We start from the raw sequence: 23,118 nt of genomic DNA on the forward strand, positions 1-23,118 counted from the left end.
AGAAGACAACAACACTTTACATTATGCGTTTGTTGTCCTCAGAGCAATTGGCGATCGCGACTCAAATCGAGGTTCTCAGTCATTTAGCGATCGGGGACAGGTCCAAACACGATCTGGCCGGAAAAAGTTTGCCCGGCGATCGGCTCTTTTCCACTCACATTAAACACTTGCAAGCGTAATGTTTGTCCCCCTTGTCCCACCACCGTTACCACGGCATTATTGCCACTCAACCCCACAGAAGTCGATTCGGCGATCGCTCCATTAATTAAAACATTGCCACTCGTATCGGTACTAATCGTATTGCCATCAATAACATAATCGGAAGAGAGGTCAACGATCGTGGGAAAATCTCCCCGTCTGATGACGACATCGATCGCTGTACCATTTTCATCGCTAAAGGTGCCGCTATCCCCACTAATTCCGGCAGAAATAGAAACGTCATACTCAAGGAGAGTGACACTCGCACTAATAATAGTCGAACTTACTGTAGGATCGGGAATTTCTGTGGCAATGGTAGCCGCCGAGGAAGAACTTGTAGAACTCACTGAAAGACTGCTAGAACTAGATGAAGCTGCCATCGGATCGCTGGCACCACTAATAGCAGATGCTAAAAAGGAGCCGGAAAATCCGGTATTGCTTTGGGAACGGCTTGCAGCGATCGCGCCAGCATCAATCAAATTGCTTGCGGTGGGTAAGGCAACGTTGAACCCCTCGAAAAGCTGTCCTCGCAACAGATTTTCAAATTCTGCTCGATCGAACTGTTCGATCGCACCGATTTCTCCTGCCACGCTAATCGAAACGCGTTGTTTGGCTTTAAGGCGAATCGCAGGAATGCGAGTATCCTCCAGATCGGAAACTTCAATTTCTCCTTCGAGGACGCTAATCGTTCCCTCTTGTTTCGCATTCACTTCGATCGCATAGGTCGTACCTCGGGTTGCCGCAACAATCGATCCCACGCAACCTCGGGCAGCGCCAGAAATTACTACTCGTCCCCGACGCACTTCTACACAACGACTGCCCACAATAAAAGATGAATTGCGGCCGATGCGAATGCTGGCATTATTGTTAAACTTAAGTCCGGCTCGTGCTTGTCCTGTTCTAACTTGTTGTCCTCCTCGCGCAACACTATTTAAACGAGCTTTCTGTCCTTGAATGAAAACGCGATCGCTATCGAGAATTTCGGTAATTGTCGCACTGGTGATTGGCTGTGCTTGCACGGGAATTGCCGGAAGTGCGATCGCCGCAGATAGTCCAATTAAAGATAAAAGTAAAAATTTTCTCATAATTAAGGGGCAATCAATAATTAAGTCAATTTGAGATTGTGGGATTCCCTCAAAAACGGATAACCGTGCGAACCGAACCCACAATAATTGTACTATTTTCGCGAATGTGGCCGGGGTCGGTCACGACAAACAATCCCGGTACAATTGAGAGGCTGTTATTAAGACGAAAGCGATAAAAGGTTTCAAAATGAAGAGCCGTATCCGAGTCCAGACGCTCGATCGCGGCTCCTGCGATAACTTTTGGTGGAATGCCGAACATGAGGGCGAAAAAATCCCCATCTCGTCCAAAGGGATCGGCAATACCGAGGGAGATTAATCCTGTAGCACTAAGGGCGATCGCCGAAGATTCTCGCGATCGCGTCGCAGCAAATCCCCCCCAAGCCCCCAACACAACCTTAGGATGGAGGCGAATTTGCATCGTAAAGTTAAGGGCGTGAATATCGGCAGGTTCGAGAAAAAATCCCGAGGTATCGGCGTTAAAACTTCCCGTGAGGGTATCTAAGCGTCCGTCACTGGCATAACCATTCAAATAAGCAATTCCGGTAATAACATTCTCCGACGGTTTGCTGAGAAGTTGTACCCCAAAGGTGCGATGTTTGGCATCGAATAAGCCGCGATCGGAACTCGTGCGGACTCCATAAGCCATTTGCAAGCGAGTGCGATCGCTAACCAACCAATCGAACCCAAACCCGGCATTCACCGCGCCAATTTGTAAGAAGGGACTCCCAGAAGCAAAGCGAGAAACTGCCCCATGTCCGGAGTCGAGATAAGGGGTATTCGCGGTGAGAATGTCAGTTAAACTAAAACCAATGGGTTTGACGGTAAAAACCACACGATTATTAAATGCCGCCGTGCGATATTCGAGGGAGTTCAACACGAGATCGTTATTCAAACCCGTTTGAGAATTGAGCAATGCCATGTAGGTATTGAGAACCTGAAAATTGGCAAAGCCGAGATTATCAAAGTTTCCACTGCTGAAAGTAAAGGCAAAGCGATCGCGTCCGGTAAATGAGGTTAAAAAAGCGAGTTGCGTTTGGTGTGCGAATATCGTTTCTGTGTTGCCCAAACCCGGTGGATTTCCACCTGCTGGAGTGGCTAAATTAAGAATCGTTTGACCGCCAAATTTTACGGTAGTTGAAAACTGATTTTCTTGAAGTTGGGCAACTCGTGCTTCAAAGCGATCGACACGGGTGGAAATTGTCTCGAGTTTGCTTAATTCTCTAGCAAAATTTTCTTCTAATTTCTGCACGGTTTCGATGTCAATCGCAAGCAAATTTTGTAAGTTTTGCAAACAATCATTTAAACCTGCGGCAAATTCATTACGGCGGAGAATTTGCCTGCCGCGAAAGAGGCGATCGGGAGAATGACTTAAACAATTATACCGTTCTGCGAGCGATCGCAGGGCTTCGTAAGCCCAATCTGTCGGCTGTACGTCTCGCAATTGAAAAACAGGGAGAATTTCCTCAAAAGAGTTTTCTCGTTTGTCTTCCGGAAGTGAAAAATATTCTCGATCGACCGGCCGCAGAAGCTCCTCTGCTCTGGGATATGATTCTGTAAAAATAGGGAGAGATAATTCTGTAAAATCAGGTAGAGAGGTTGGTTTCTTTTGAGGCAAAGAGTCGAGATTCTCCTCTGACTGTGCCAAAACTGGACTGAGGAAAAACAAAGCGCAAGAGTGCCATGCTAGCAATGAAGCTCTTCTAAAGATGGGGAGCGATCGAACAAATCTCATTTGTGATTGGATTCTCTCTTTGATTTCTCTCGCATAATGTAACAAAATTAGCACTCATGACTCAAGAGGGATTTATATTTTTGCGATCGATGACAATTTTAAACATGGTTAAACAATTAAAGACAATTCCACCGATTAAAGATAGAGATTTACTCAAACAAGCGCTCACTCATCGTTCTTATATTAACGAACACCCAGATGAAAGAGATGATAACGAACGCTTAGAGTTCCTCGGAGATGCAATTTTAGGATTTCTCATTGGGGAATTTTTATATCGGCGCTACCCCCAAATCAACGAAGCCAAATTAACCCGATTGCGATCGGCTTTAGTGGATGAAAAACAGTTGGCCAATGTTGCCAGAAAGATTAAAATTGGCGATCTTTTGCGTTTGGGAAAAGGGACAGAAAAAGACGGCGGACGCAATCAAGATTCTTTATTGAGCGACACTTTTGAAGCTCTGATCGGCGCTTATTTCTTGGATTCTGGCATCGAAGCCGTGCGAACTTACATTGAGGGATTATTTGTCGAAATAAGCGATCGCCTTGCTTCCCCTCCCTCTAAAAACCATGCCCAAACCCTAATCGACTCGAAAAATCGCTTTCAACAATGGGCATTACAGGAGTATGGCGAAAACCCCGAGTATTTTCTCATTCAAGAATCCGGTCCCGATCACGTCAAACAATTTACAGTTGGAGTCCGTGTTAAAGGCAAAAAGAGGGTGTTTGGGGTCGGAACCGATAAGCGCAAGCAAGAAGCCGAAAAACGCGCTGCAGAAGACGCGCTGCAGAAGACGCGCTGCGACAATTAATGATTATATGAACAATTATGGGCAAGGAGAGACTCGAACTCTCTAACTAACCTGAAACCCTTGATATCAAGGGTTTCAGGCTAAGATAGTGGTTAAAAGCCGGTTGCTCTGCCAATTGAGCTACATTCCCGCTTAAATGTATTACATATATAATATATTGTGTAGTCAAAGCTGTTAAGAGAAAAAGAGTCAATGGGAGGCGATCGCAAAAAAAACTCGAAGTTGAAATTTCCTACGAGTCGCTAAAAATGTTAAGTTTGCACAAAGTTAGCAACTTATATTAAATAGCGATCGATGAATCTCTGGCATATTTTACGCGGGCGTTTTTTTACCTTTTTTCTATTTGCTATCATTTTATCTGCCATTTATCCCTTGTTTTTGGGCAGTAATTTGGGCGTGTATATTTTGACTGCATCAGGTTTAATTACAGGAATTCGCTTGCTGAGTACCAACTCGATAACATTTACGATCGCCAGAATTCTCGGTGTTTTGTCCATAGTTTTGACAACTCTAGTTTTATTTTTTACAGACCATTGGTTCATTCAATTCAGTCAGATCGCGAGTTGTTTTATATTTTATATTTTTACTTTTATTTGTCTATTTTGGCAAATATCTCATAGTAAAACTGTGACAGCAGATACTATTTTTGGTGCAATTTCGGGATATTTTCTGATTGCGATTATTTGGTCAATGTTGTTTGAAATGATTGAATTTTTAGAACCCGGATCGTTCAATTTTCTAGACAATCAAGAGATCAAACCCTCACTTTTTATCTACTTTTCCCACATTACGATCGCATCAGTTGGCTATGGAGAAATTACACCAGCAACCCCGTTTGCACGGTCTTGTACGGCACTTTTAGGAATGGTAGGACAACTCTATTTAACAGTTTTAGTTGCAATTTTAATTGGTGTTTACCTTTCCCATTCTCAATCCGATCGATAACTTGACAAAATCACAATTGAAGATATTAATATTGTAGGTTGGGTTGAGCCAAGTGAAAGCCAATAAAACTTAATCATCAATCAGGTTTTATCTCTCCATTCAGTCTATTTCTAATTTTTTTCTTCTTTACGAATGAAGTAAAATCCATCGAACCAACCTCGTCGCCAGAAAAAGATAACTAGCGCGATCGCGATCGCAATCATAATGCCCCAAATCGTTTCGTAGCCCCATTTCCAATCCAATTCCGGCATATCTTTAAAGTTCATCCCGTAAACGCCAGCAATGAATGTTAAAGGAATAAAAATAGTGGAGATAATCGTTAATAAATTGACCACTTCATTAACCTTGTTACTGACCGCAGACATATAAACATCCATTAAACTCGAAGAAAGTTCTCGATAAGTTTCGACAATATCCAGTAATTGAATCACGTGATCGTAACAATCTCGAAAATAAATTTGTACCTCAGAACTTACCAGATCGTTATCTTCGCGAATCAAAGTATTAATGACATTGCGTTGCGGCCAAATCGAGCGCCGCAACGCCAACAATTCTCGCCGGACATCATAAATTTTTTCTAACATTTCCCGCGAAGGATTTTCTAAGACCTCATCTTCCAAAATTTCGATGCGTTCGCCATAGTCTTCTAATACGGGAAAAAAATTGTCGATAATTGCGTCTAATAATAAATAAGCCAGATAATCTGCACCTAACTCTCGCACCTTCCCTTTATTATCTCGAATACGAGTTCGCACGGGTTCAAAACAATCTCGGGCGGGTTCTTCTTGAAAAGTTATTAAATAGTGCTTCCCTAAAATAAAGCCCACTTGTTCGCTCACAAATCCCTCTTCATCGGGAGTGGGGAGAACCATTTGTACGATGACCAGTAATTGATCGTCGTAATCTTGTACTTTAGGGCGTTGGGGAACATTGACGACATCTTCCAATAAAAGGGGATGAATTTGACACACTTGCCCGATTTGTTGCAAGATAGCTTCGCTGCCCAAACCCTGTATATCAATCCAAGAAACAGACTCTGTTTCTAAATAGGGATGACAATCTTGGGGTTCTAGATCTTGTTTGCGGGTGGCCCGATCGCGGTTATAGTCGATGAGAACGATCTTGGAAGGGGTGGCATCGGGGTCAATGGTTAAGGTGCCGGGTTCGCTTCCGGGGCGATCGAAATAATAATCAAAATAGTCCTCCTCTTCCGTTTCTGTCGGGCTGGCCGGTTGTTCCCATTGTCCTGACGATCGCATCATGGTGTCTCCTCTGGTTGAATCATCCCAGATAAGATTTTAATCTTTTGTTGCGATCGCCACATCCGGGGAAATTTGGTGATAAGAGTTAAAGATATTCTTCTCGGCCCAACTCATCTCATGTCTTTTTCTTTTGATTCTCACAATACTTATCCCGATTGCGTTCGCCTCGATTTACAAGGTGACTCCTCTCAAAGCGATCGCGTCGATCTCTGGTTGACAATTCACTTTAACCAGCAATGGGAGTCGATTTTAGGGGGGCGAATTTGTTTTGCAATTGGAGGAGGAGAACTTAAACTAGAACTAGGAGCACAAAGCCAATTACTGTTGGGGTCTGAATTATCTGGAGACTTATTGGGAACGACCGGACTAACATTAGAAGCGATCGCTCCCGTTTCTCCTCACCATCCCAGTTGGATATTTCGCTCTAAACCGGGAGAATTTGTCCTGAAAGGCAGTTTAGAGAGAATAAAATTGGCAACGGTGGCGCTCGATTCTGTTTTACAAATCGGAGCAACGTTAACCACAACCTTAGCCAATGTACAGATTATTGAAGGGGAAGGACTTTGGCCGCACGATATCAGTCCCAACAAACATGCTATTTTAGATCGGACATTTGCTCATTTTCTCGGGGGAGAAAAACTTATTCCTTATTTAAGTGCAGTAGGCTTGTCGGTCAATCGCAAACTGGATGACAATAATAGTATGGAACGAAAATGCGATCGCTTACAGGAAGTTGTTACCCAGATCGTTAATGCGACAACCGATAATATTTTAGAACTCGCTAAAATTGCCGAACTCGATCCGATGAAAGCCTTTGCCGGGGGCAATTTTTTAGCTGCGAATTTAAACGCGATCGATCTAAGTGGTGCGAATTTAACCCGGATTAATTTGCGCGGTGCAACATTGAACGATACAGATTTTAATGAAGCGAATTTACAAGAAGCAAAGTTAAGCGGGGCTGATTTAACAGGTGCTTTTTTAGAGAATGCAAATTTAAAAAATGCCAATTTGCGTCGAGGGAGTTTGGCGCTGGTCAATTTAGCAGGAGTCGATCTGAGAGGGGCAGATTTACAAGAAGCAAATTTAAGTAAAACCACATGGACGGGGACGCGAGTAGAAGGAGCAAAATTCAGCCGTCAGTGCGAGCTTGCCGAGGAAATTAAACAGCATTTACAAGCACAGGGGGCAATCTTGATTTGACCCAAAAAGTAAGGTTTCAAGCCTCCCGCTTTAGCGATCGCAACTGATAACTGATAACTGATAACTGATAACTGAAATAATGCGATCGCGTTTCATCTTATCGGTGCTTGCTGCTGCAGATAATCGAGTAAAATTTGTCGATGAACGGAACTGAGAGAGCGAGTTTGCTTGGCAATTTCAGAAAAGCGTTCTCCTTGGTGAATTTCATCGGGAGTCACCAAGGCAAAATCCCAACCCTCCTTGAGTTCTAATTGCAGGAAAGGAACTAATAAAGGCAGGGCAAAAACGTGACGCATCACGCGATCGCTGGGATAGCAACCAAACTTTACGGGAACTCCGGTAAACTCATAGCCAATTTCTTCGACTAATTCTCGTAGGAGTGCCTCCTCTGACGTTTCTCCCGGTTCGAGATGACCGCCAAAAAAACCCCAACACCCCGGTGCTGCAATGTTGGGAATATCGTCTCGCAACTGCATGAGAAAAGATTCATCTTGATAGAGAACGGCGATCGCAACTTCAATCGTCATAAGGCTGAGAGAATGATAAACTCCAACTTAATTAAAACCGTTCCAGACACCAATTGCGAACTCGGTAACTTGCAAAATTTGCATAAACAGTCGCAATTTTAGAATTGGGACTTGGAATCGTGACGAAATAAGGTTTAATTGTATATTAGGCTTAAAATCCCGATTGTTTTGTCTATGCTGCAAGTAGAGTCTCGAAGTCCGGAAACCCCGATGCCCAAACCGACGAAAACCGCCATCTTAGTGATTGGTGGTGCAGAAGATAAAGTGCATGGTCGAGAAATTCTGCACACCTTCTTTAATCGTGCGGGAGGAAGCGATGCGATTATCGGCATTGTTCCCTCAGCATCTCGAGAACCCGTACTCGTGGGAGACCGTTATCGCCGCATTTTTGACGAAATGGGAGCCAAGCGCATCGAGTTGCTGGATATCCGCGATCGCGCCCAAGGCAGCGATACCAACTACATTGAGTTCGTGCAGAATTGTACGGGAATTTTCTTAACAGGGGGCGATCAATTGCGCCTCTGTGCCTTATTAGCGGAAACTCCGGTGATGGAATCGATCCGCGATCGCGTGCAGAAACACGAAATTACCCTCGCTGGAACCAGTGCGGGAGCCGCCGTCATGGGACATCACATGATTGGTGGTGGCGGCAGTGGCGAATCCCCAAATCGCTCTCTCATTGATATGGCCATGGGATTGGGGATCATTCCCGAAACCATTGTGGATCAGCACTTCCACAACCGCAACCGCATGGCAAGATTGTTAAGCGCGATCGCCATTCATCCCGATCGCCTCGGAATTGGGATTGATGAAGACACCTGTGCCATGTTCGAGCAAGATGGTTGGATTCGCGTTTTGGGCAAAGGAACCGTCAATATTATCGACGCGCAATATCTCTCACACACCAATCAACTCCATGTGGACGTGGGGGATCCCTTGAGCTTGCATAGCCTGAGAATTCACGTTCTCTGTCACGGCGATCGCTACAATATCTATCAACGTCGTCCTTTAACGGGAGAATAAAAAGCGCTCAACTGGCTATTACCCATTCCCAAATCAAAAACTGTTCGCTAAGAACAGTTTTCTATGTTTTTAACGAGAGAAACTGAGGTTTGGCGATCGCCGAGCAGTTCGGCTGCCCTCACCGCCTACACCGTCGAAATGTTGCATCTTTCCTAAAATCCCTACCGAAGGCTTATGAAAATTCTTAAAACCCTAACCCTGCGCGGCCCCAACTACTGGAGCATTCGTTACCACAAGTTAATCGTTATGCGCTTGGACTTGGAGGACTTAGACGAACGGTACTCCAACGAAATCTCGGGTTTTTATGAAGGATTGACATCGCTTTTACCGACATTAATCGAACATTACTGCTCCCCCGGCCATCGTGGCGGCTTCCTCGAACGAATGCAAGAAGGGACATTAATGGGACATATCGTCGAACACGTCGCCCTCGAACTTCTCGACTTGGCAGGGATGCGGGTGGGCTTCGGACGCACGCGACAAACCTCGGAACGCGGCGTGTATAACGTTGTGTTTGAATATCTCGACGAACAGGCCGGACGCTATGCCGGACGCGCTGCCGTGCGGTTGTGTCAAAGTATTGTCAACACGGGTAGCTATCCCCCAGAAGAACTCCAGCAAGATCTCAACGATCTTAAAGAACTGTGGACGAATGCGTCCCTCGGCCCGAGTACAGAAACGATTATTACGGAAGCAGAAGAGCGAGGTATTCCTTGGATGTACCTCTGCACCCGCGCCCTAATTCAATTGGGATACGGAGTCAACCAACAACGCATCCAAGCCACCCTCTCGAACTATTCCAGCATTCTTGCCGTAGAACTGGCTTGCGATAAGGAAGGAACAAAAACAATTCTCCGAGATGTAGGCATTCCCGTGCCTCGCGGCACCGTCATTCGCTATTTTGACGAACTCGAAGACGCGATCGAAGACGTGGGGGGCTATCCCATCGTACTCAAACCCCTTGATGGCAATCACGGACGCGGCATCACCATCAATATCGAACGCTGGCAAGAAGCAGCCGAGGCTTACGATTTGGCCAGCAAGGCCTCCAAAACCAAATCCGTCATTGTCGAACGCTATTACCAAGGCAACGACCATCGTATTCTCGTCATTCAAGGCAAAGTCGTCGCCGTTGCCGAACGCATTCCTGCCCATGTTGTTGGAGACGATCGCGCGACCATCAGCGAATTGATCGACCAAACCAACCGAGATCCGAGGCGAGGAGACGGTCACGATAATGTTCTCACTAAAATAAAACTGGATAAAACTGCCGCCGATGTGCTGGCACGACAGGGATATAACTTGGATAGCACTCCTCGTCAAGGAGAGCGGGTTTATTTACGGGCAACGGCAAATTTGAGTACTGGCGGCGTTTCTATCGATCGCACCGACGATATTCACCCCGAAAATATCTGGATCGCCGAGCGGGTCGTGAAAACTATCGGCTTAGATATTGCGGGGATTGATGTGGTAACTTCGGATATTAGCAAACCTTTGCGAGAAACCGATGGAGTTATTGTGGAAGTGAATGCCGCCCCGGGTTTCCGGATGCACGCTTCCCCGAGCCAAGGCTTACCCCGCAATGTGGGGGCGGCGGTTTTGGATATGCTCTATCCTGAAGGAACATCCCCTCGCATTCCCATCGTTGCGATTACGGGGACCAACGGGAAAACCACGACCACCCGCCTGACTGCTCATATTTTCCGACAAACCGGGCAAGTCGTCGGTTATACCACCACCGATGGGATTTATATTGGGGAATATTTAGTCGAAGCCGGAGATACCACCGGACCCCAAAGCGCTCAACTCATTCTCAAAGATCCCACCGTAGAAATTGCTGTTTTAGAAACTGCACGAGGGGGAATTTTGCGATCGGGATTGGCCTTCGATCGCTGCGATGTCTCGGTTATTCTCAATGTGGCGGCGGATCATTTAGGCATCGGCGATATCGATACCGTGGAGCAAATGGCTTCAGTGAAGTCTGTGGTCGCGGAAACCACTGCCTCAGAAGGGTGTGCGGTACTCAACGCCGACGATCCCTTGGTAACACAAATGGCAGAAAAAGTCAAGAGCAAAATCGCTTATTTCTCCATGAATCCCGATAATCCCGTCATTCAAGAACATACCCGTCGCGGCAAATTGGCAGCCATTTATGAAAATGGCTACCTGACAATTATCGAAGGGGATTGGAAATTGCGAATTGAGGCGGCCAAAAATATCCCTGCCACTTTGCAAGGAATGGCTCCGTTTATGATTGCCAATGCGTTAGCAGCTTGCTTGGCCGCTTTTGCACGCGGGGTCAACATTGAAAGCATTCGCCAAGGAGTAAGAACGTTTACCCTCTCGATGGAACAAACCCCCGGACGCATGAACTTAATCGATTTGGGACGGCATCACGCCCTCATTGATTATGCTCACAACCCAGCCGGTTACGAAGCGCTAGGGGGATTTGTGAAAAATTGGCAGGGGGAACGTTTGGGAGTGATTGGCGGACCCGGCGATCGCCGGGATGAAGATTTAATTTTGTTGGGTCAGCTTTCGGCACAGATGTTCGATCGCATCATTATTAAAGAAGACAAAGACAAGCGAGGCCGGGACTCTGGAGAAGTTGCCGATCTGATTGTCAAAGGCATTTTGCAAGAAAAAGCAGATGCTGCCTATGAGACGATTCTGGAGGAAGCCGCAGCCATTCGCGTCGGTTTAGATCGGGTTGTTGATGGTGGTTTGGTGGTCATTACCCCTGAAAGCGTCAGTAGTGCGATCGCCATTCTCGAAGATTGTCAAGTCCGGGCTGCTCAATGAACGCGATGGGTGCGATCTCGGTAGCGGACTAGGGAGACTGAGTTACGCTACCATACTGGTACATTAGGGTTTTCAAGAATTCCTAAATTTATTTCTGTTTTTAACTGGCGATCGCAGTTTCTCGACTCGGTTCGATCTGAATCGGTTGTTGTTGCTGCAAGGCTTTGTACTCTGCCAGTTGCATTTCAATTTGTGCTTTAACCTCTTGACGATATTCGAGGAAATGTTCCATGTAAGCACAAACAGTTAAATAACTGGCAACACCTCCCGGATTATTGCGAATCATGCTAAACAAATACGGCCAAAATTTCCAACGGGTTTTGTAAAGAAATCCTTGTTGCCAAATCACAATTAATAATGCCCGGACTGCCATCCAATCGAGTTTTTTCTTGGCTTTCTTTTCCTTTTTGGGATAATTGGCAGTTCCTAAGATGCGATAACAACGATAAGTGCGATCGAGGAATTTGATAGGATCGTATAATTTCCAGAATCCATCGACATATTCTTGGGCAATATCTTCGATGGGACGAGTAGGAACAAAGTTCATTAATGTGGTTTGATTAATATCCCCAGAGCCTCCCATTAAGCGCCCTTCTTTCTCTAAACGATGCCAAAGGGCGGTATCGGGAAGTGCTTGTAACATACTGAAGAGAGCGAGGGGAATATTAGTCTTTTCTACAAAACGCACAATACGATCGCCGGCACCGGTTTTTTCTCCATCAAAGCCAATAATAAAGCCCGCCATAACGCGAATGCCGGAACTAATAATGCGATCGACAGATTCACTCAAAGTATCACGAGTATTTTGGAATTTTTTCGTTACTTTTAAACTCTCTTCATCAGGTGTTTCAATCCCCAAAAAGACGGAGCCAAAGTTACAGGCCACCATCATATCCATTAACTCTTGGTCTTGTGCCAAATCTACCGAAGCCTCTGTATTGAAGGAGAAAGGATAACCTTTTTCTGCCATCCACGGCTGCAATTCTTTGAGTAACAATTTAACATTACGTTTATTACCGATGAAGTTATCATCCACCATGAAAATTGTTTCTCGCCAACCCAACTCGTAAAGAAATTCCAATTCTGCAATCAGTTGTTGAGGGGTTTTCGTGCGAGGTTTGCGACCGTAGAGGACGATAATATCGCAGAATTCGCACTGAAAGGGACAGCCCCGAGAAAACTGTACCGACATCATGGCATAGGCGTTTAAATCGAGGAGATCGTAGCGAGGGATGGGTGTTGTCGTCACATCGGGTTTCACGCCGTCACTGCGAAATGTCCCCGATTTTTCCCCTCGTTCGATCGCCTCAACAAACATGGGGATTGTAATTTCTCCTTCATCGAGAATTAAGTAATCGACCCCAGCTTCTTTACATTCGTGAGATAAAGAGGTCGCGTAGGGACCGCCGACCCCCATCAGTTTTCCTCTTCGTTTGCCTTCCCGAATCAGGGAAAGCATATCGGATTTATGAACGATCATACCCGACAAAATAACCACTTCTGCCCAATCCCAATCCGCTTCCGTTAAGTCTCGAACATTGCGATCGACCAGTTTTATTTCCCATTCTTGGGGTAAAATTGCCGCGACAGTAATGAGACCCAAAGGGGGAATAAAAGTTTTTCGTCCAATTAAGTTAATTGTTTTTTCAAACGACCAAAAACTTTTGTGAAACAGAGGATAAACAAGTAATGCTTTCATGTTTTTTGTTATGTTATAAAGTGAATTTTTAGAGGGAGCATTGCCCACTCTAAATTGTTGAATCCTGATAAATTAACTAGCGATCGCACTCACTTCTTGTTCTTGTTTGGCTGCTTCTGCTTCGTTTTTCCGCATAGTTTTTTGATAGGTTGCCAATTGTTCTTCAATTTGTTCTTTGACAATCTGACGATATTCCAAAAAATGTTCGATTTGAGCGCAAACGGTCAAATAACTGGGTACGCCGCGACGGTTGTGACGAAACATTTCCCAGAGGTAATACCAGAACGTCGATCGCGTTTTCCGCAAGACTCCTTGTCGCCAGAAAATAATGAGTAAGGCTTTAATCGTGGCTAATTCTGTTTTTTTCTTCGCTTTCTTTTTGCGAGGTTTGGGGTTTTTATGGCAGGGTGCTTCTCCTAAAATACGATAGTGACGATAGGTGCGATCGAGGTAGTTTTGTGGGTCGTAGAGTCGCCAAAATCCATCGATGAATTCTTGAGCAATTTCCTCTACCGGACGAGTGGGAACGAAATTCATTAACGTCGTTTGATTGACATCTCCCGAGCCGCCAATTAAACGGCCTTCTTTCTCCAAACGATGCCAGAGAGCGGTATCGGGAAGTGCTTGTAACATACTAAAAAGGGCGAGGGGAATACTCGTTTTTTCGGCAAATGCGACAACGCGATCGCCAGCACCGGTTTTTTCGCCATCAAAACCGACAATAAATCCGGCCATCACCCGAAGTCCGGAACTGATGATTTTATGAACTGATTCGCTTAAAGGATCGCGGGTATTTTGAAACTTTTTCGTCACTGCCAAACTGTCTTCATCGGGGGTTTCAATCCCCAAGAAAACTGTCCCGAAATTACAAGCGGTCATCATATCCATTAATTCTTGGTCTTGTGCCAAGTCTACCGAGGCTTCAGTACCAAAAGTGAAGGGATAGCCTTTTTCTTCCATCCACGGCTGCAATTCTTTCAGTAATAATTTAACGTTGCGTTTATTGCCGATGAAATTATCATCCACGAGAAAGATTGTTCGTCGCCAACCTAAATCGTACAGATATTCTAATTCTGCGATGAGTTGTTGAGGGGTTTTTGTGCGAGGTTTGCGACCGTAGAGGACAATAATATCGCAGAATTCGCATTGGAAGGGACAGCCTCGCGAAAACTGTACCGACATCTCGGAATAAGCACTCAAATCTAATAGATCGTAGCGAGGGATCGGCGTGGTAGAAACATCAGGCTTTTCTGTAGCGCGGAAAATGCCGGATTCTTCTCCTTTTTCAAGGGCTTCGACGAACATGGGTAGGGTGATTTCCCCTTCATCTAAAACGAGATAATCTACTTCTCCCTGCAATTCTTTATAAAAAGAGGTGGCGTAAGGTCCGCCGATCGCTACTTTTTTACCTCGTTGTTTCGCCTCGCGAATTTGGTCGATCATGTCCCCTTGTTGGACGATCATTCCAGACAGAATCACGATTTCTGCCCATTCCCATTCTGCCTCGGTGACACTGGCAAGATTGCGATCGACCAGTTTGAATTCCCAGTCTTGGGGTAAAATTGCGGCGACGGTGATTAGTCCGAGGGGGGGAAGTAAGGCTTTGCGTCCCACTAATTCAAGGGCTTTCTCGAAGGACCAGAAGCTCTTGGGGAATAAGGGGTAAATCAGAAGGGCTCTCATAAAATTTGTTTTGTTAAGGAATATTACTGTAGTTTACGCGCTATCTTAGCGCGATCTCTGGAGTTTCGATCGCCTTCTCTGGAATTTATTGCGATCGCCTCAAGGTTTAAGACTCACACTACAAGCGATCGCAATATTTAGTCATGGTTTGAAAGAGTTTGCCAAATGAAGGCTAATTCCAGTGCAAATCCCGGTAACACATCCTCACCCGATAGCGTTTCGGGAGATTCTAAACATTCGACTTCTTGATTCTGACGATAAATCTCAACTTTTCTGGTTTTTGTATTAATCAGCCATCCCAAACGGACTCCATTCGCTTGATATTCCTTCATTTTCTCTTGTATGACGGGCAACCGATCGCTAGGAGACATCAACTCCAAAACAAAATCGGGACAAATGGGAGGAAAGCGCTTTTTCTCTTCGGGAGAAAGGGCATCCCAACGAGATTTTTCGACCCAAGATACATCGGGAGAACGCTCCGCCCCATTGGGTAATCTAAAGCAAGTAGAAGAATCAAAGCCAATCCCTAATTGCGTTCTCCGATTCCAGAGGGCAAGATCTGCACCTAATTCAAAATTTTTATTTCCTGTTTCTCCTCCTGTCGGCGACATTATAATCAGTTCTCCTTTGGCATTGAGTTCAAATTTAATCTCGGGGTTAGCAAGACATAACTGATAAAATTGTTCGTCAGTCATGTTTAAGATGGGATTGAGATCGATGGTAAAAGTAGTCATTTGTCATCCGTGAAAAATCGGCGATCGTCAACAATTCATCACTATTGCGGTTGATAAATTTTAAAATATTTATCGACAACCGACGCGATCGCTTTGACCCGTCGCATTTGATCCATATGCACGCAGTCCCATTCCGTTAATCCTCGTCTTTCCCGCGTACAAATTCCCAACAGTCCCGAAGCACGATTGCGTCCGCTCTCTAAGTCTAACTGGTCTTGGGAATTCAAATAAAATGAAGCCGTCCGCGCCCAAGCGATCGCCTCGATTCCTTTTAAGCCTCCTTGTTGGGCGATCGCGAGGGCTTGAGGAAAGCGGCGGGAATGAATGGGACTAGCCTGATTGTAAAGATCGGCGGTATTGAGAACGGCTTCGAGGTCATAATTGGGATCGATGCCGGCCTGATAAAGATCGATTAAATTAGTCGGTAAGCGATCTAAAGCACGTTGAGAACACATTTGTTCCGCCCGTTTAATATTTCCGCCACTGCGCCCTTGATCGCTACAGGGACCATAATTGGTGACTCGTGCTCCCCAAGATAAATTCCCCGGATCCGTATGTCCAAAATAACCGGAAGTTTGTTCGACATACAAGGTATCATTCTCTGCAATAATGCGATAATTTCCCTCCGCAACGCCGATCGCCAGCATGCCCAAGGAAACGGGAGACTCGAAGAGTGGGGAATGGCGAATAATACTCTGATTTAAGTTAAAAGACGATTTGGGTCTAGGGGTAACAGGACGTTGAGCCTCGTTTTTGACGAAGGCTGCTTTGGGTTGGGAGGAGGAAGAGCGATCGGTGGAAGATTTTGCTTTGGGTTGGGAGGAGGAAGAGCGATCGGTGGAAGATTTTGGAGACTGTTTTGCGGCGGATGCGATCGTCTTTTCTGAGGATAGGGATGGTTTTAACGCATTGGGAAGGACGGCGGCGGGTTTGGGGAGGTTGGGAAGGTGTCGTGTGGCGATCGCGCCCTTTCGCATATCACCGACGATGAGATCGAGACGACTCTCAGAAGGCTCTGGAAAGCCGGGTAAATTTGAGGTGGGAGTATAGTTGGGGATGGAATTGTACTCTGAAGGCAACACTTTTTCAGTGTCGAAGGCCAGTACCATTTCTTCCGAGCGATCGCCTTGCAATTTCTGCTCGGGTGGGGAGAAACGCAATAAAAACGTTACCGAAGCGCCACTCATTAACCCAAACAAGACCATCCGTGCCAACCAAACCCAATAAGACATAATTTCTCTCGAAAGTAAAAAAAGTAACAAAACGTAAAGTTCTGGCTGTTCAGTATACCGCTTTCTGGATAAGAGAAAAAATATTTATCAGGGTCAATCGCGATCGCAAGAAACGGGTGGGTTGAGAGCGATAGTACGGCTAAAGTGAAGGATATAGATAGATTGAAGGGTTTTTCTGATGGCGACGCATTGCCAAAATGATGAAGATTACGATCGCATTGCCCGGGCGATCGCGTTTATGCGGGAAAATCATCTCGATGCCCCCAATCTCGCGATCTTAGCCCAGCAGGTTAATTTGAGCGAGTCTCATTTTCAACGCTTATTTATGCGCTGGGCGGGCATCAGTCCCAAGCGTTTTTTACAATATCTCACGGTTGAATACGCCAAAACTAAAATTACGGCCACGAAAAATTTGTTCGATCTCGCCCTTGATTCTGGCTTATCGGGTTCCGGACGCTTGCACGATCTATTTATAAACTTGGAGGCGATGTCACCGGGGGAATTCAAAGCCGGCGGACAAGGATTAACCTTGCGTTACGGACTGCATGCAACTCCCTTGGGGCGAGTGTTATTGGCACAAACCTCTCGGGGAATTTGCAATTTCTATTTTATTGAGTCTATCGGTGAGGACGGTGCAAGGCAACTGTTACGGGAAGAATGGCCGCATGCAAATATTATTGACGATCGCACGACCACCCAAGCCACGATCGCACAAATTTTCCCCGGCGATCGCTTCTTGAAGGGTAAATCTCTCAGCCTCTTGGTGAAGGGGACTAATTTTCAAATTCAAGTCTGGCGGGCGCTTTTAAAAATCCCTTTCGGCGATCTCGTCTCCTATCAAACCATTGCCCGAGGGATTGGTCGTCCCCAAGCAGCAAGGGCGGTGGGGAATGCCGTTGGCAGTAATCCCATTAGTTATTTAATTCCCTGTCATCGCGTCCTGCGGGAATCTGGCGCATTGGGGGGATATCGGTGGGGCTGCGATCGTAAAGCCTTAATTTTGGGCTGGGAAGCCAGCCATTTCAACGAACAATAAAGAGGGGAAAAAGAGAGCCGGACATAAGCCGGGTTCTGTTCGAGGATGGTTATCTATCTAGGATGTCCGTTACCGAACACCTCAAGCGGTTCGCCTAATTCGGGGCGGGAAAAAGACCAACCCTTGCCCCTCCGACCTTGCTCCCAACCGGGGTTTACCGAGCCAGCACCTCTCGATGCTGCTGGTGCGCTCTTACCGCACCTTTGCACCCTTACCCTTTTCAGTTATCAGTTATCAGTTATCAGTTATCAGTTTCTCGCTGTTCACTGTTCGCCGTTCGCCGCTCACTGAAAAAGGGCGGTATTTTTCTGTGGCACTCTCCTCGCGATCGCTCGCACTGGGCGTTATCCAGCAAGTTTGGTCTTTCGGGAGCCCGGACTTTCCTCACGCTCGTTGCCGAGCCTGCAACCATCACGCCGACTCTCTTTTTTCTATTATCAATTATCTATCATCGTATTAGCAATGAATTGAGAAATTTCTTTACTGACCAATTTAGCTAATTTACTCGCTGCACCACTTTCTCCGCGCACTTGTCGCAAATTTTCTCGCATCTCTTCCAATTTTTCGGGGTTTTCTAACTCATCAAACACCATCTGAGCAACCTCATCAAAATCCAAATCTCCAAAGAGTTCCGGGACAATTTCTCGTTTTGCCCAAATATTCGGCCAAGCAAATTGTTTATTTGTTTTCAGAACATAATACCGCATGAGCCAATTAATCCCATAAGTAAAAGGCGTTCCCAATAATGGTAAATTCGCTAAAATTCCCGGGATGCCATCCCATGCTCGCATTGCGTCGAATTGTTGCATGGGTAATAATACTAACATAGGGATTTCTAGAGCCGTTAATTGTGCGGTATTCGCGCCGATAGTAGTTAAACAAATTTGACATTGAGAGAGTTTTTCATGGGCGGGGAAGGACTGCCAAAGTTCGATTTCTACTCCTCCTGATGTTCTTAAATAAGGTTTGTTGTTGGGCTTGAAAATTAACGTTGCGGTAACGTTATTCATTTTAGAAATAATGGGGTTGGTGGTGCGATCGCCAAATTTGGCCAAGTCTTCTACGGTGAGAGTAGGGGCGACAGGAAGGACAAAACGAACTCGAGGGCGCATTTTTTGGAGACTTTCGGCAATTCCGCACATTAAAGGCAATCCTTGGGCGAGTTTCATGGCTTTAGATCCCGGCATAAGTCCCACTAATTCTTCCTTTTTCTCTGTTTCTGTTGGCGAAACATCAACCATTAAATCCCCAACTACACTGCATTTATGACGATATTTTTCAGGAGCGCGATCGCAGACTTCTTGTTTCATGACGGCAAAGCGATCGACCCATCTTTCCCATTGGGTTGACCATTCGGCATAGACGACAATGCGATAGCTTAAACGCTTGCCAATAATAACGGGGAAAATGCGATCGCCGCCTAAAAAGATAACAACGCCTTTTTTATGCCAATTCCAATTGGCGGCGGTTTTTCCCCATAATAAAAAATCCCAAAAATGTTCTGAAGATTGAATGCGATCGATCTCCGCATACGATCGTACAATTTCAGCTTCTCTACCCGTGGAATGAGGACAAGGAGATAAAATTGCTGAGATTCTCACTTTGTCGCGATCGCTTCCCAATTCTTCGCGCAGTGCTTTAACCACGGGACGCACCCAAGTGGTAATTTCTCCAGGTCCGTTGGATAAAATTACAATATCGATCGCTTCTAAATTATTTTCCATCTGTGCAAATTCTCAATCTCTCCAAATTTATCATTAAACTCGATAGTACGGACATCTAACGTTGTTGAGGAAACCTCAACACCCATGTCTTCAACTATGGAGATGAAATGAAACCCGATTTTACAGTCAAGCAGAAAACTTTTCAAATTTACCAAGAAGATGCGATCGCTCTCGAAAAGAATATTCGCAATGCTATTCGTTTATTTAATTCCAAGCCAACAATTTACCGCGTAATTTCGGTGGAGCAGAAACTTGATAGCGATCTAAAAGGGTAGGTAAAATATCATAAATACTCGCACCTTCTAAATATTTCCCCTGACCCGGATTTTGAGGATCGTAAAAAATAGCCATTCCTTGGGGAGCATGATTTGCATCATCGGGTCCGGTATCATTTTCGAGAGTATAAAGAGAATTAACGCCAACTGTCCCTACCGATCGCCACGCCATATTCTGAAAATAAACAATTAAATCCGGTGCAATTCCTCGCACTCGTCGATAAATTTTTTGGGGTTTAAAGGCTTTTACTCCTAATGGTTGACCTTCGGGATCGCAAATATTTTCTAATTTCTCCGCCAACTGCGATCGCTCTTTTTCATATTCTGCTAAAGGAATAATTCCCTCGGGTTCTCGTCCCAAAACATTCATAAATATTCTCCCATAATAACCCCCCGCTCCCCAAACTTTGGTTTGACTCCAATCAACCGCACATTCCTCAAGAGTTGCGGAAGAAACTGGTTTTTGTTTAAATGCGAGATAGCCTTCACGACATAACCATTCATTCAAACAAAATCCTCCCATTAATGGCTGTCCGCCGTGATCGGAGACGACTAAAATAGCAGTATCTTCTTCACAATAGGAGAGTAATTTACCAATACAATCATCAATATGGCGATAGTAGTCGAAGATGGCATCTTTGAGAGGAGAATTGGCCTCATGGAGAGGGTGTCGAGGATCCATGTGTTTCCAAAGCGCGTGCTGGATACGATCGACTCCCATCTCGACAAAAGTTAAGAGATCCGGTTGATATTCATTTAATAAATAAGCTGCTAAACTAAATGTTTGATTGCTTAATTTATAAATATCTTTCAGAATGCGATGTTTGTCGAGAGAGCGAAAATTAGGAACATCGAAGAGATAGCGATCGAAGAGCTTATTAATCTGTGCTTTTAAGCCCAAAGGATGGGTAAAATCTGCTTGAGTATCGGGAGTGAGAAAGGAAGAAATCAGCACCCCATTCACCAATTTAGGCGGATAAGTTCCCGGTACTCCTAATACCGCTACTTTCCAGCCTGCATCCCCTAAAATATCCCAAAGGCGAGGCACTTTAACAAAATTACCATTCGCGATCGCCATTTTTCCATAGTTGCGATCGACTCGGTTGCGAAAGCCATAAATTCCCAATTCTCCGGGATCTCGTCCGCTCATCATACAATTCCATGCTGGGACGGTAATGGCGGGAATACAGCTTTCTAGTTGACCATAAGTCCCCTTAGACATCAAGCGCGATAGATTGGGCAAATCCTCTCGCCATTGTTCAAAAATCAGAGAAGGTTCCGCACAGTCAAGACCGATAATCACTAATTTAGGCATTTTTTCAACGAAGCGCTATTAATGAGTTTACATGAAGGGGCATAATATTCTAGTATTCTAGGAGCGGGCGTATGCAATACGCCCCTACCCCAACATCGATTTTCTATCTCTACAAAACCTACCAATTTTATCATTCTACTGTAGGGGTGCAACGCTTGCTCCCTTTCTTTTCAAGGGCGATCGCATTGTTGATTAATGATTGTTTATTAAAAAAGCGATCGCATTTCTTTTTCAGAATAATTTTGGGGAGAAAATGCGATCGCATGAGAAAGCAACGGCGCGATCGCCCGCATCTATTGCACATTAACCGCCAATTATCTATTATCATTGTTCATCAAATCGTTGAGATGACAGGATAATGACAAAACTGCGAGTTGGGCTTTTATTTGGCGGACGGTCTGGAGAACACGAAGTTTCAATTAGCTCGGCGATCGCGATCGCCGCTGCACTGAATAGCCCAGAAAATCAAAGTCGCTACGATCTCCACCCTTTCTACATCCAAAAAGACGGCGTGTGGCAAAGCATCGCCATTTCTCAATCCGTCCTCGACTCCGGACAACCTCTTCCTGTAGACTCCCCCGATCCTGCCCAACTTTGGCAATTCCCCCCCGAAGCCGCACAAATCGATGTTTGGTTTCCCATCCTTCACGGTCCCAATGGCGAAGATGGCACCATTCAAGGTTTATTGACCCTCATGCAGGTTCCTTGGGTTGGGAGTGGCGTGCTAGCCTCCTCTGTGGGTATGGATAAGCTCATGATGAAGATCGCTTTTGCGAGTGCGGGCTTATCCCAAGTGAATTACATGGGGGTGACGCGATCGCAAATTTGGTCGAATCCTTGCGTCTTTCCCAAACTCTGCGACGAGATTGAAGCTGCGATCGGTTATCCTTGCTTTGTCAAACCGGCTAATTTGGGATCTTCCGTAGGTATCGCTAAAGTGAGAACCCGCAGCGAACTCGAAGCGGCCTTAGACAGTGCCGCCAGCTACGATCGCCGCGTGATTATCGAGGCGGGTATTGCCGATATTCGTGAAGTAGAATGCGCGGTTTTGGGCAATGACGACCCCAAAGCCTCTATTGTTGGCGAAATCACCTACGAGAGCGATTTTTACGACTACGAAACCAAATATACAGAAGGACTGGCCGGGTTGAAAATTCCCGCCCCGCTTCCCAAAGAAGTCAGCGATCGCATTCGGGAAATGGCCATTCAAGCCTTTGCTGCAGTAGATGGCGCAGGACTATCGCGAGTAGACTTTTTCTATGTGGAATCCACTGGAGATATTTTCATCAACGAGATTAACACCCTACCCGGTTTTACCGCTACCAGTATGTACCCTCGCCTCTGGGATGCCACCGGAATTCCCTTTGCCGAACTCGTTCATCAATTGATCCAATTTGCCCGAGAGCGCGAAAACTCGAGGCAAGATGAAGGATAAAGGTAGAATTATTAAGTTCTTCTCTATTTCTTAGCCCGTTTGCAACACAAATTCAGTGATAAAAATCACGCGATCGCTACCTCAGCGATCGCTATAATCCTCAAGTGATAATCACAGGAGAAAAAATAGGGGATCACAGTAAAAACGACGAGAAAGCAGGATATTGGAGGTAACGAATAAAACAATTTTAAATAACCTTTTTTCCTAAACGCGCCATGAATACCAGTATTAGAGAACTCACCGCCCAAATTCTTTCCTCGCGAACCATTTCTCAAATCGATCGCGAAAATATGTCGGCTCTCCTGCGACGAGAAGACTTAGACGACACGGATCGCACCTTAATCGAACGAGTTTTTTACGGCGTTCGTCATGGTTTATTAAGAACAGTTAAATAATATCCTA

General features: G+C 45.4%; 19 protein-coding genes and 1 other RNA gene. 9 read left to right on the forward strand and 11 right to left on the reverse strand.

What is annotated here, in order from left to right; all coding sequences use genetic code 11:
- Positions 1-83: 83 nt before the first annotated feature.
- Entirely contained in the window at positions 84-1,283 is a 1,200-nt protein-coding gene (locus AC6RV6_RS14020; protein ID WP_500241473.1) for a FecR family protein, read from the reverse strand.
- Between the two features lie 49 nt (positions 1,284-1,332).
- Positions 1,333-2,973 (reverse strand): iron uptake porin, encoded by a 1,641-nt coding sequence (locus AC6RV6_RS14025; RefSeq protein ID WP_500241474.1) that lies wholly within the window; start codon positions 2,971-2,973, stop codon positions 1,333-1,335.
- 131 nt (positions 2,974-3,104) lie between these two features.
- Here AC6RV6_RS14025 and rnc point away from each other — a divergent pair, with 131 nt between their 5' ends.
- Together rnc and AC6RV6_RS14035 are read left to right on the forward strand one after the other, a co-directional pair.
- Entirely contained in the window at positions 3,105-3,824 is a 720-nt protein-coding gene (gene rnc, locus AC6RV6_RS14030) for a ribonuclease III (RefSeq protein ID WP_500241475.1), read from the forward strand.
- A 294-nt stretch (positions 3,825-4,118) separates the two neighbouring features.
- The gene (locus AC6RV6_RS14035) at positions 4,119-4,769 is read left to right on the forward strand and encodes an ion channel (protein WP_500241476.1); all 651 of its coding nucleotides are present in this window, start codon (positions 4,119-4,121) and stop codon (positions 4,767-4,769) included.
- A gap of 110 nt (positions 4,770-4,879) precedes the next feature.
- On the opposite strand, the gene corA is transcribed toward AC6RV6_RS14035, so the two are convergent.
- Positions 4,880-6,031: a magnesium/cobalt transporter CorA gene (gene corA, locus AC6RV6_RS14040; protein ID WP_500241477.1), complete on the reverse strand. Its 1,152-nt coding sequence runs from the start codon at positions 6,029-6,031 to the stop codon at positions 4,880-4,882.
- A 117-nt stretch (positions 6,032-6,148) separates the two neighbouring features.
- On the opposite strand from corA, the gene AC6RV6_RS14045 reads away from it, so the two are divergent.
- Positions 6,149-7,231 (forward strand): pentapeptide repeat-containing protein, encoded by a 1,083-nt coding sequence (locus tag AC6RV6_RS14045; protein WP_500241478.1) that lies wholly within the window; start codon positions 6,149-6,151, stop codon positions 7,229-7,231.
- Between the two features lie 92 nt (positions 7,232-7,323).
- Here the strand turns inward: AC6RV6_RS14045 and AC6RV6_RS14050 are convergent, their stop codons facing one another.
- Entirely contained in the window at positions 7,324-7,758 is a 435-nt protein-coding gene (locus tag AC6RV6_RS14050; protein WP_500241479.1) for an NUDIX hydrolase, read from the reverse strand.
- A 174-nt stretch (positions 7,759-7,932) separates the two neighbouring features.
- Here AC6RV6_RS14050 and AC6RV6_RS14055 point away from each other — a divergent pair, with 174 nt between their 5' ends.
- On the forward strand, positions 7,933-8,781 hold the full coding sequence (locus AC6RV6_RS14055) for a cyanophycinase (protein WP_500241522.1): 849 nt from the start codon (positions 7,933-7,935) through the stop codon (positions 8,779-8,781).
- A gap of 174 nt (positions 8,782-8,955) precedes the next feature.
- Positions 8,956-11,583, forward strand: a complete 2,628-nt coding sequence (cphA, locus tag AC6RV6_RS14060) for a cyanophycin synthetase (protein WP_500241480.1) — start codon at positions 8,956-8,958, stop codon at positions 11,581-11,583.
- A 100-nt stretch (positions 11,584-11,683) separates the two neighbouring features.
- Here the strand turns inward: cphA and AC6RV6_RS14065 are convergent, their stop codons facing one another.
- The 4 genes from AC6RV6_RS14065 to AC6RV6_RS14080 form a co-directional block, all read right to left on the reverse strand.
- The gene (locus AC6RV6_RS14065; protein ID WP_500241481.1) at positions 11,684-13,282 is read right to left on the reverse strand and encodes a B12-binding domain-containing radical SAM protein; all 1,599 of its coding nucleotides are present in this window, start codon (positions 13,280-13,282) and stop codon (positions 11,684-11,686) included.
- 72 nt (positions 13,283-13,354) lie between these two features.
- Positions 13,355-14,965, reverse strand: a complete 1,611-nt coding sequence (locus AC6RV6_RS14070) for a B12-binding domain-containing radical SAM protein (RefSeq protein ID WP_500241482.1) — start codon at positions 14,963-14,965, stop codon at positions 13,355-13,357.
- Positions 14,966-15,102: 137 nt separating this feature from the next.
- Complete coding sequence (locus AC6RV6_RS14075) at positions 15,103-15,699, reverse strand: Uma2 family endonuclease (protein ID WP_500241483.1); 597 nt, start codon at positions 15,697-15,699, stop codon at positions 15,103-15,105.
- Between the two features lie 41 nt (positions 15,700-15,740).
- Positions 15,741-16,931, reverse strand: a complete 1,191-nt coding sequence (locus AC6RV6_RS14080) for a hypothetical protein (protein WP_500241484.1) — start codon at positions 16,929-16,931, stop codon at positions 15,741-15,743.
- A gap of 178 nt (positions 16,932-17,109) precedes the next feature.
- On the opposite strand from AC6RV6_RS14080, the gene AC6RV6_RS14085 reads away from it, so the two are divergent.
- Positions 17,110-17,967 carry a methylated-DNA--[protein]-cysteine S-methyltransferase gene (locus AC6RV6_RS14085; RefSeq protein ID WP_500241485.1) on the forward strand — a complete coding sequence of 286 codons (858 nt, stop codon included), beginning with the start codon at positions 17,110-17,112 and terminating at the stop codon, positions 17,965-17,967.
- Between the two features lie 9 nt (positions 17,968-17,976).
- Here AC6RV6_RS14085 and rnpB read toward each other — a convergent pair.
- The 3 genes from rnpB to AC6RV6_RS14100 all read right to left on the reverse strand — a co-directional run bounded on the left by rnpB (position 17,977) and on the right by AC6RV6_RS14100 (position 21,281).
- An RNA gene (rnpB, locus tag AC6RV6_RS14090) (RNase P RNA component class A) lies at positions 17,977-18,391 on the reverse strand.
- 13 nt (positions 18,392-18,404) lie between these two features.
- Complete coding sequence (locus AC6RV6_RS14095) at positions 18,405-19,691, reverse strand: glycosyltransferase family protein (RefSeq protein WP_500241486.1); 1,287 nt, start codon at positions 19,689-19,691, stop codon at positions 18,405-18,407.
- A gap of 204 nt (positions 19,692-19,895) precedes the next feature.
- Complete coding sequence (locus tag AC6RV6_RS14100; RefSeq protein ID WP_500241487.1) at positions 19,896-21,281, reverse strand: alkaline phosphatase family protein; 1,386 nt, start codon at positions 21,279-21,281, stop codon at positions 19,896-19,898.
- 71 nt (positions 21,282-21,352) lie between these two features.
- On the opposite strand from AC6RV6_RS14100, the gene AC6RV6_RS14105 reads away from it, so the two are divergent.
- The 3 genes from AC6RV6_RS14105 to AC6RV6_RS14115 all read left to right on the forward strand — a co-directional run bounded on the left by AC6RV6_RS14105 (position 21,353) and on the right by AC6RV6_RS14115 (position 23,111).
- Positions 21,353-21,640: a hypothetical protein gene (locus AC6RV6_RS14105; RefSeq protein ID WP_500241488.1), complete on the forward strand. Its 288-nt coding sequence runs from the start codon at positions 21,353-21,355 to the stop codon at positions 21,638-21,640.
- Positions 21,640-22,716: a D-alanine--D-alanine ligase family protein gene (locus AC6RV6_RS14110; RefSeq protein ID WP_500241489.1), complete on the forward strand. Its 1,077-nt coding sequence runs from the start codon at positions 21,640-21,642 to the stop codon at positions 22,714-22,716. The genes AC6RV6_RS14105 and AC6RV6_RS14110 overlap by 1 nt, the downstream gene beginning before the upstream one ends.
- Before the next feature lie 215 nt (positions 22,717-22,931).
- Positions 22,932-23,111, forward strand: a complete 180-nt coding sequence (locus AC6RV6_RS14115) for a hypothetical protein (RefSeq protein WP_500241490.1) — start codon at positions 22,932-22,934, stop codon at positions 23,109-23,111.
- The last annotated feature ends 7 nt before the right edge of the window (positions 23,112-23,118 follow it).

It is taken from the genome of Spirulina sp. LEGE 11439 (assembly GCF_059821285.1).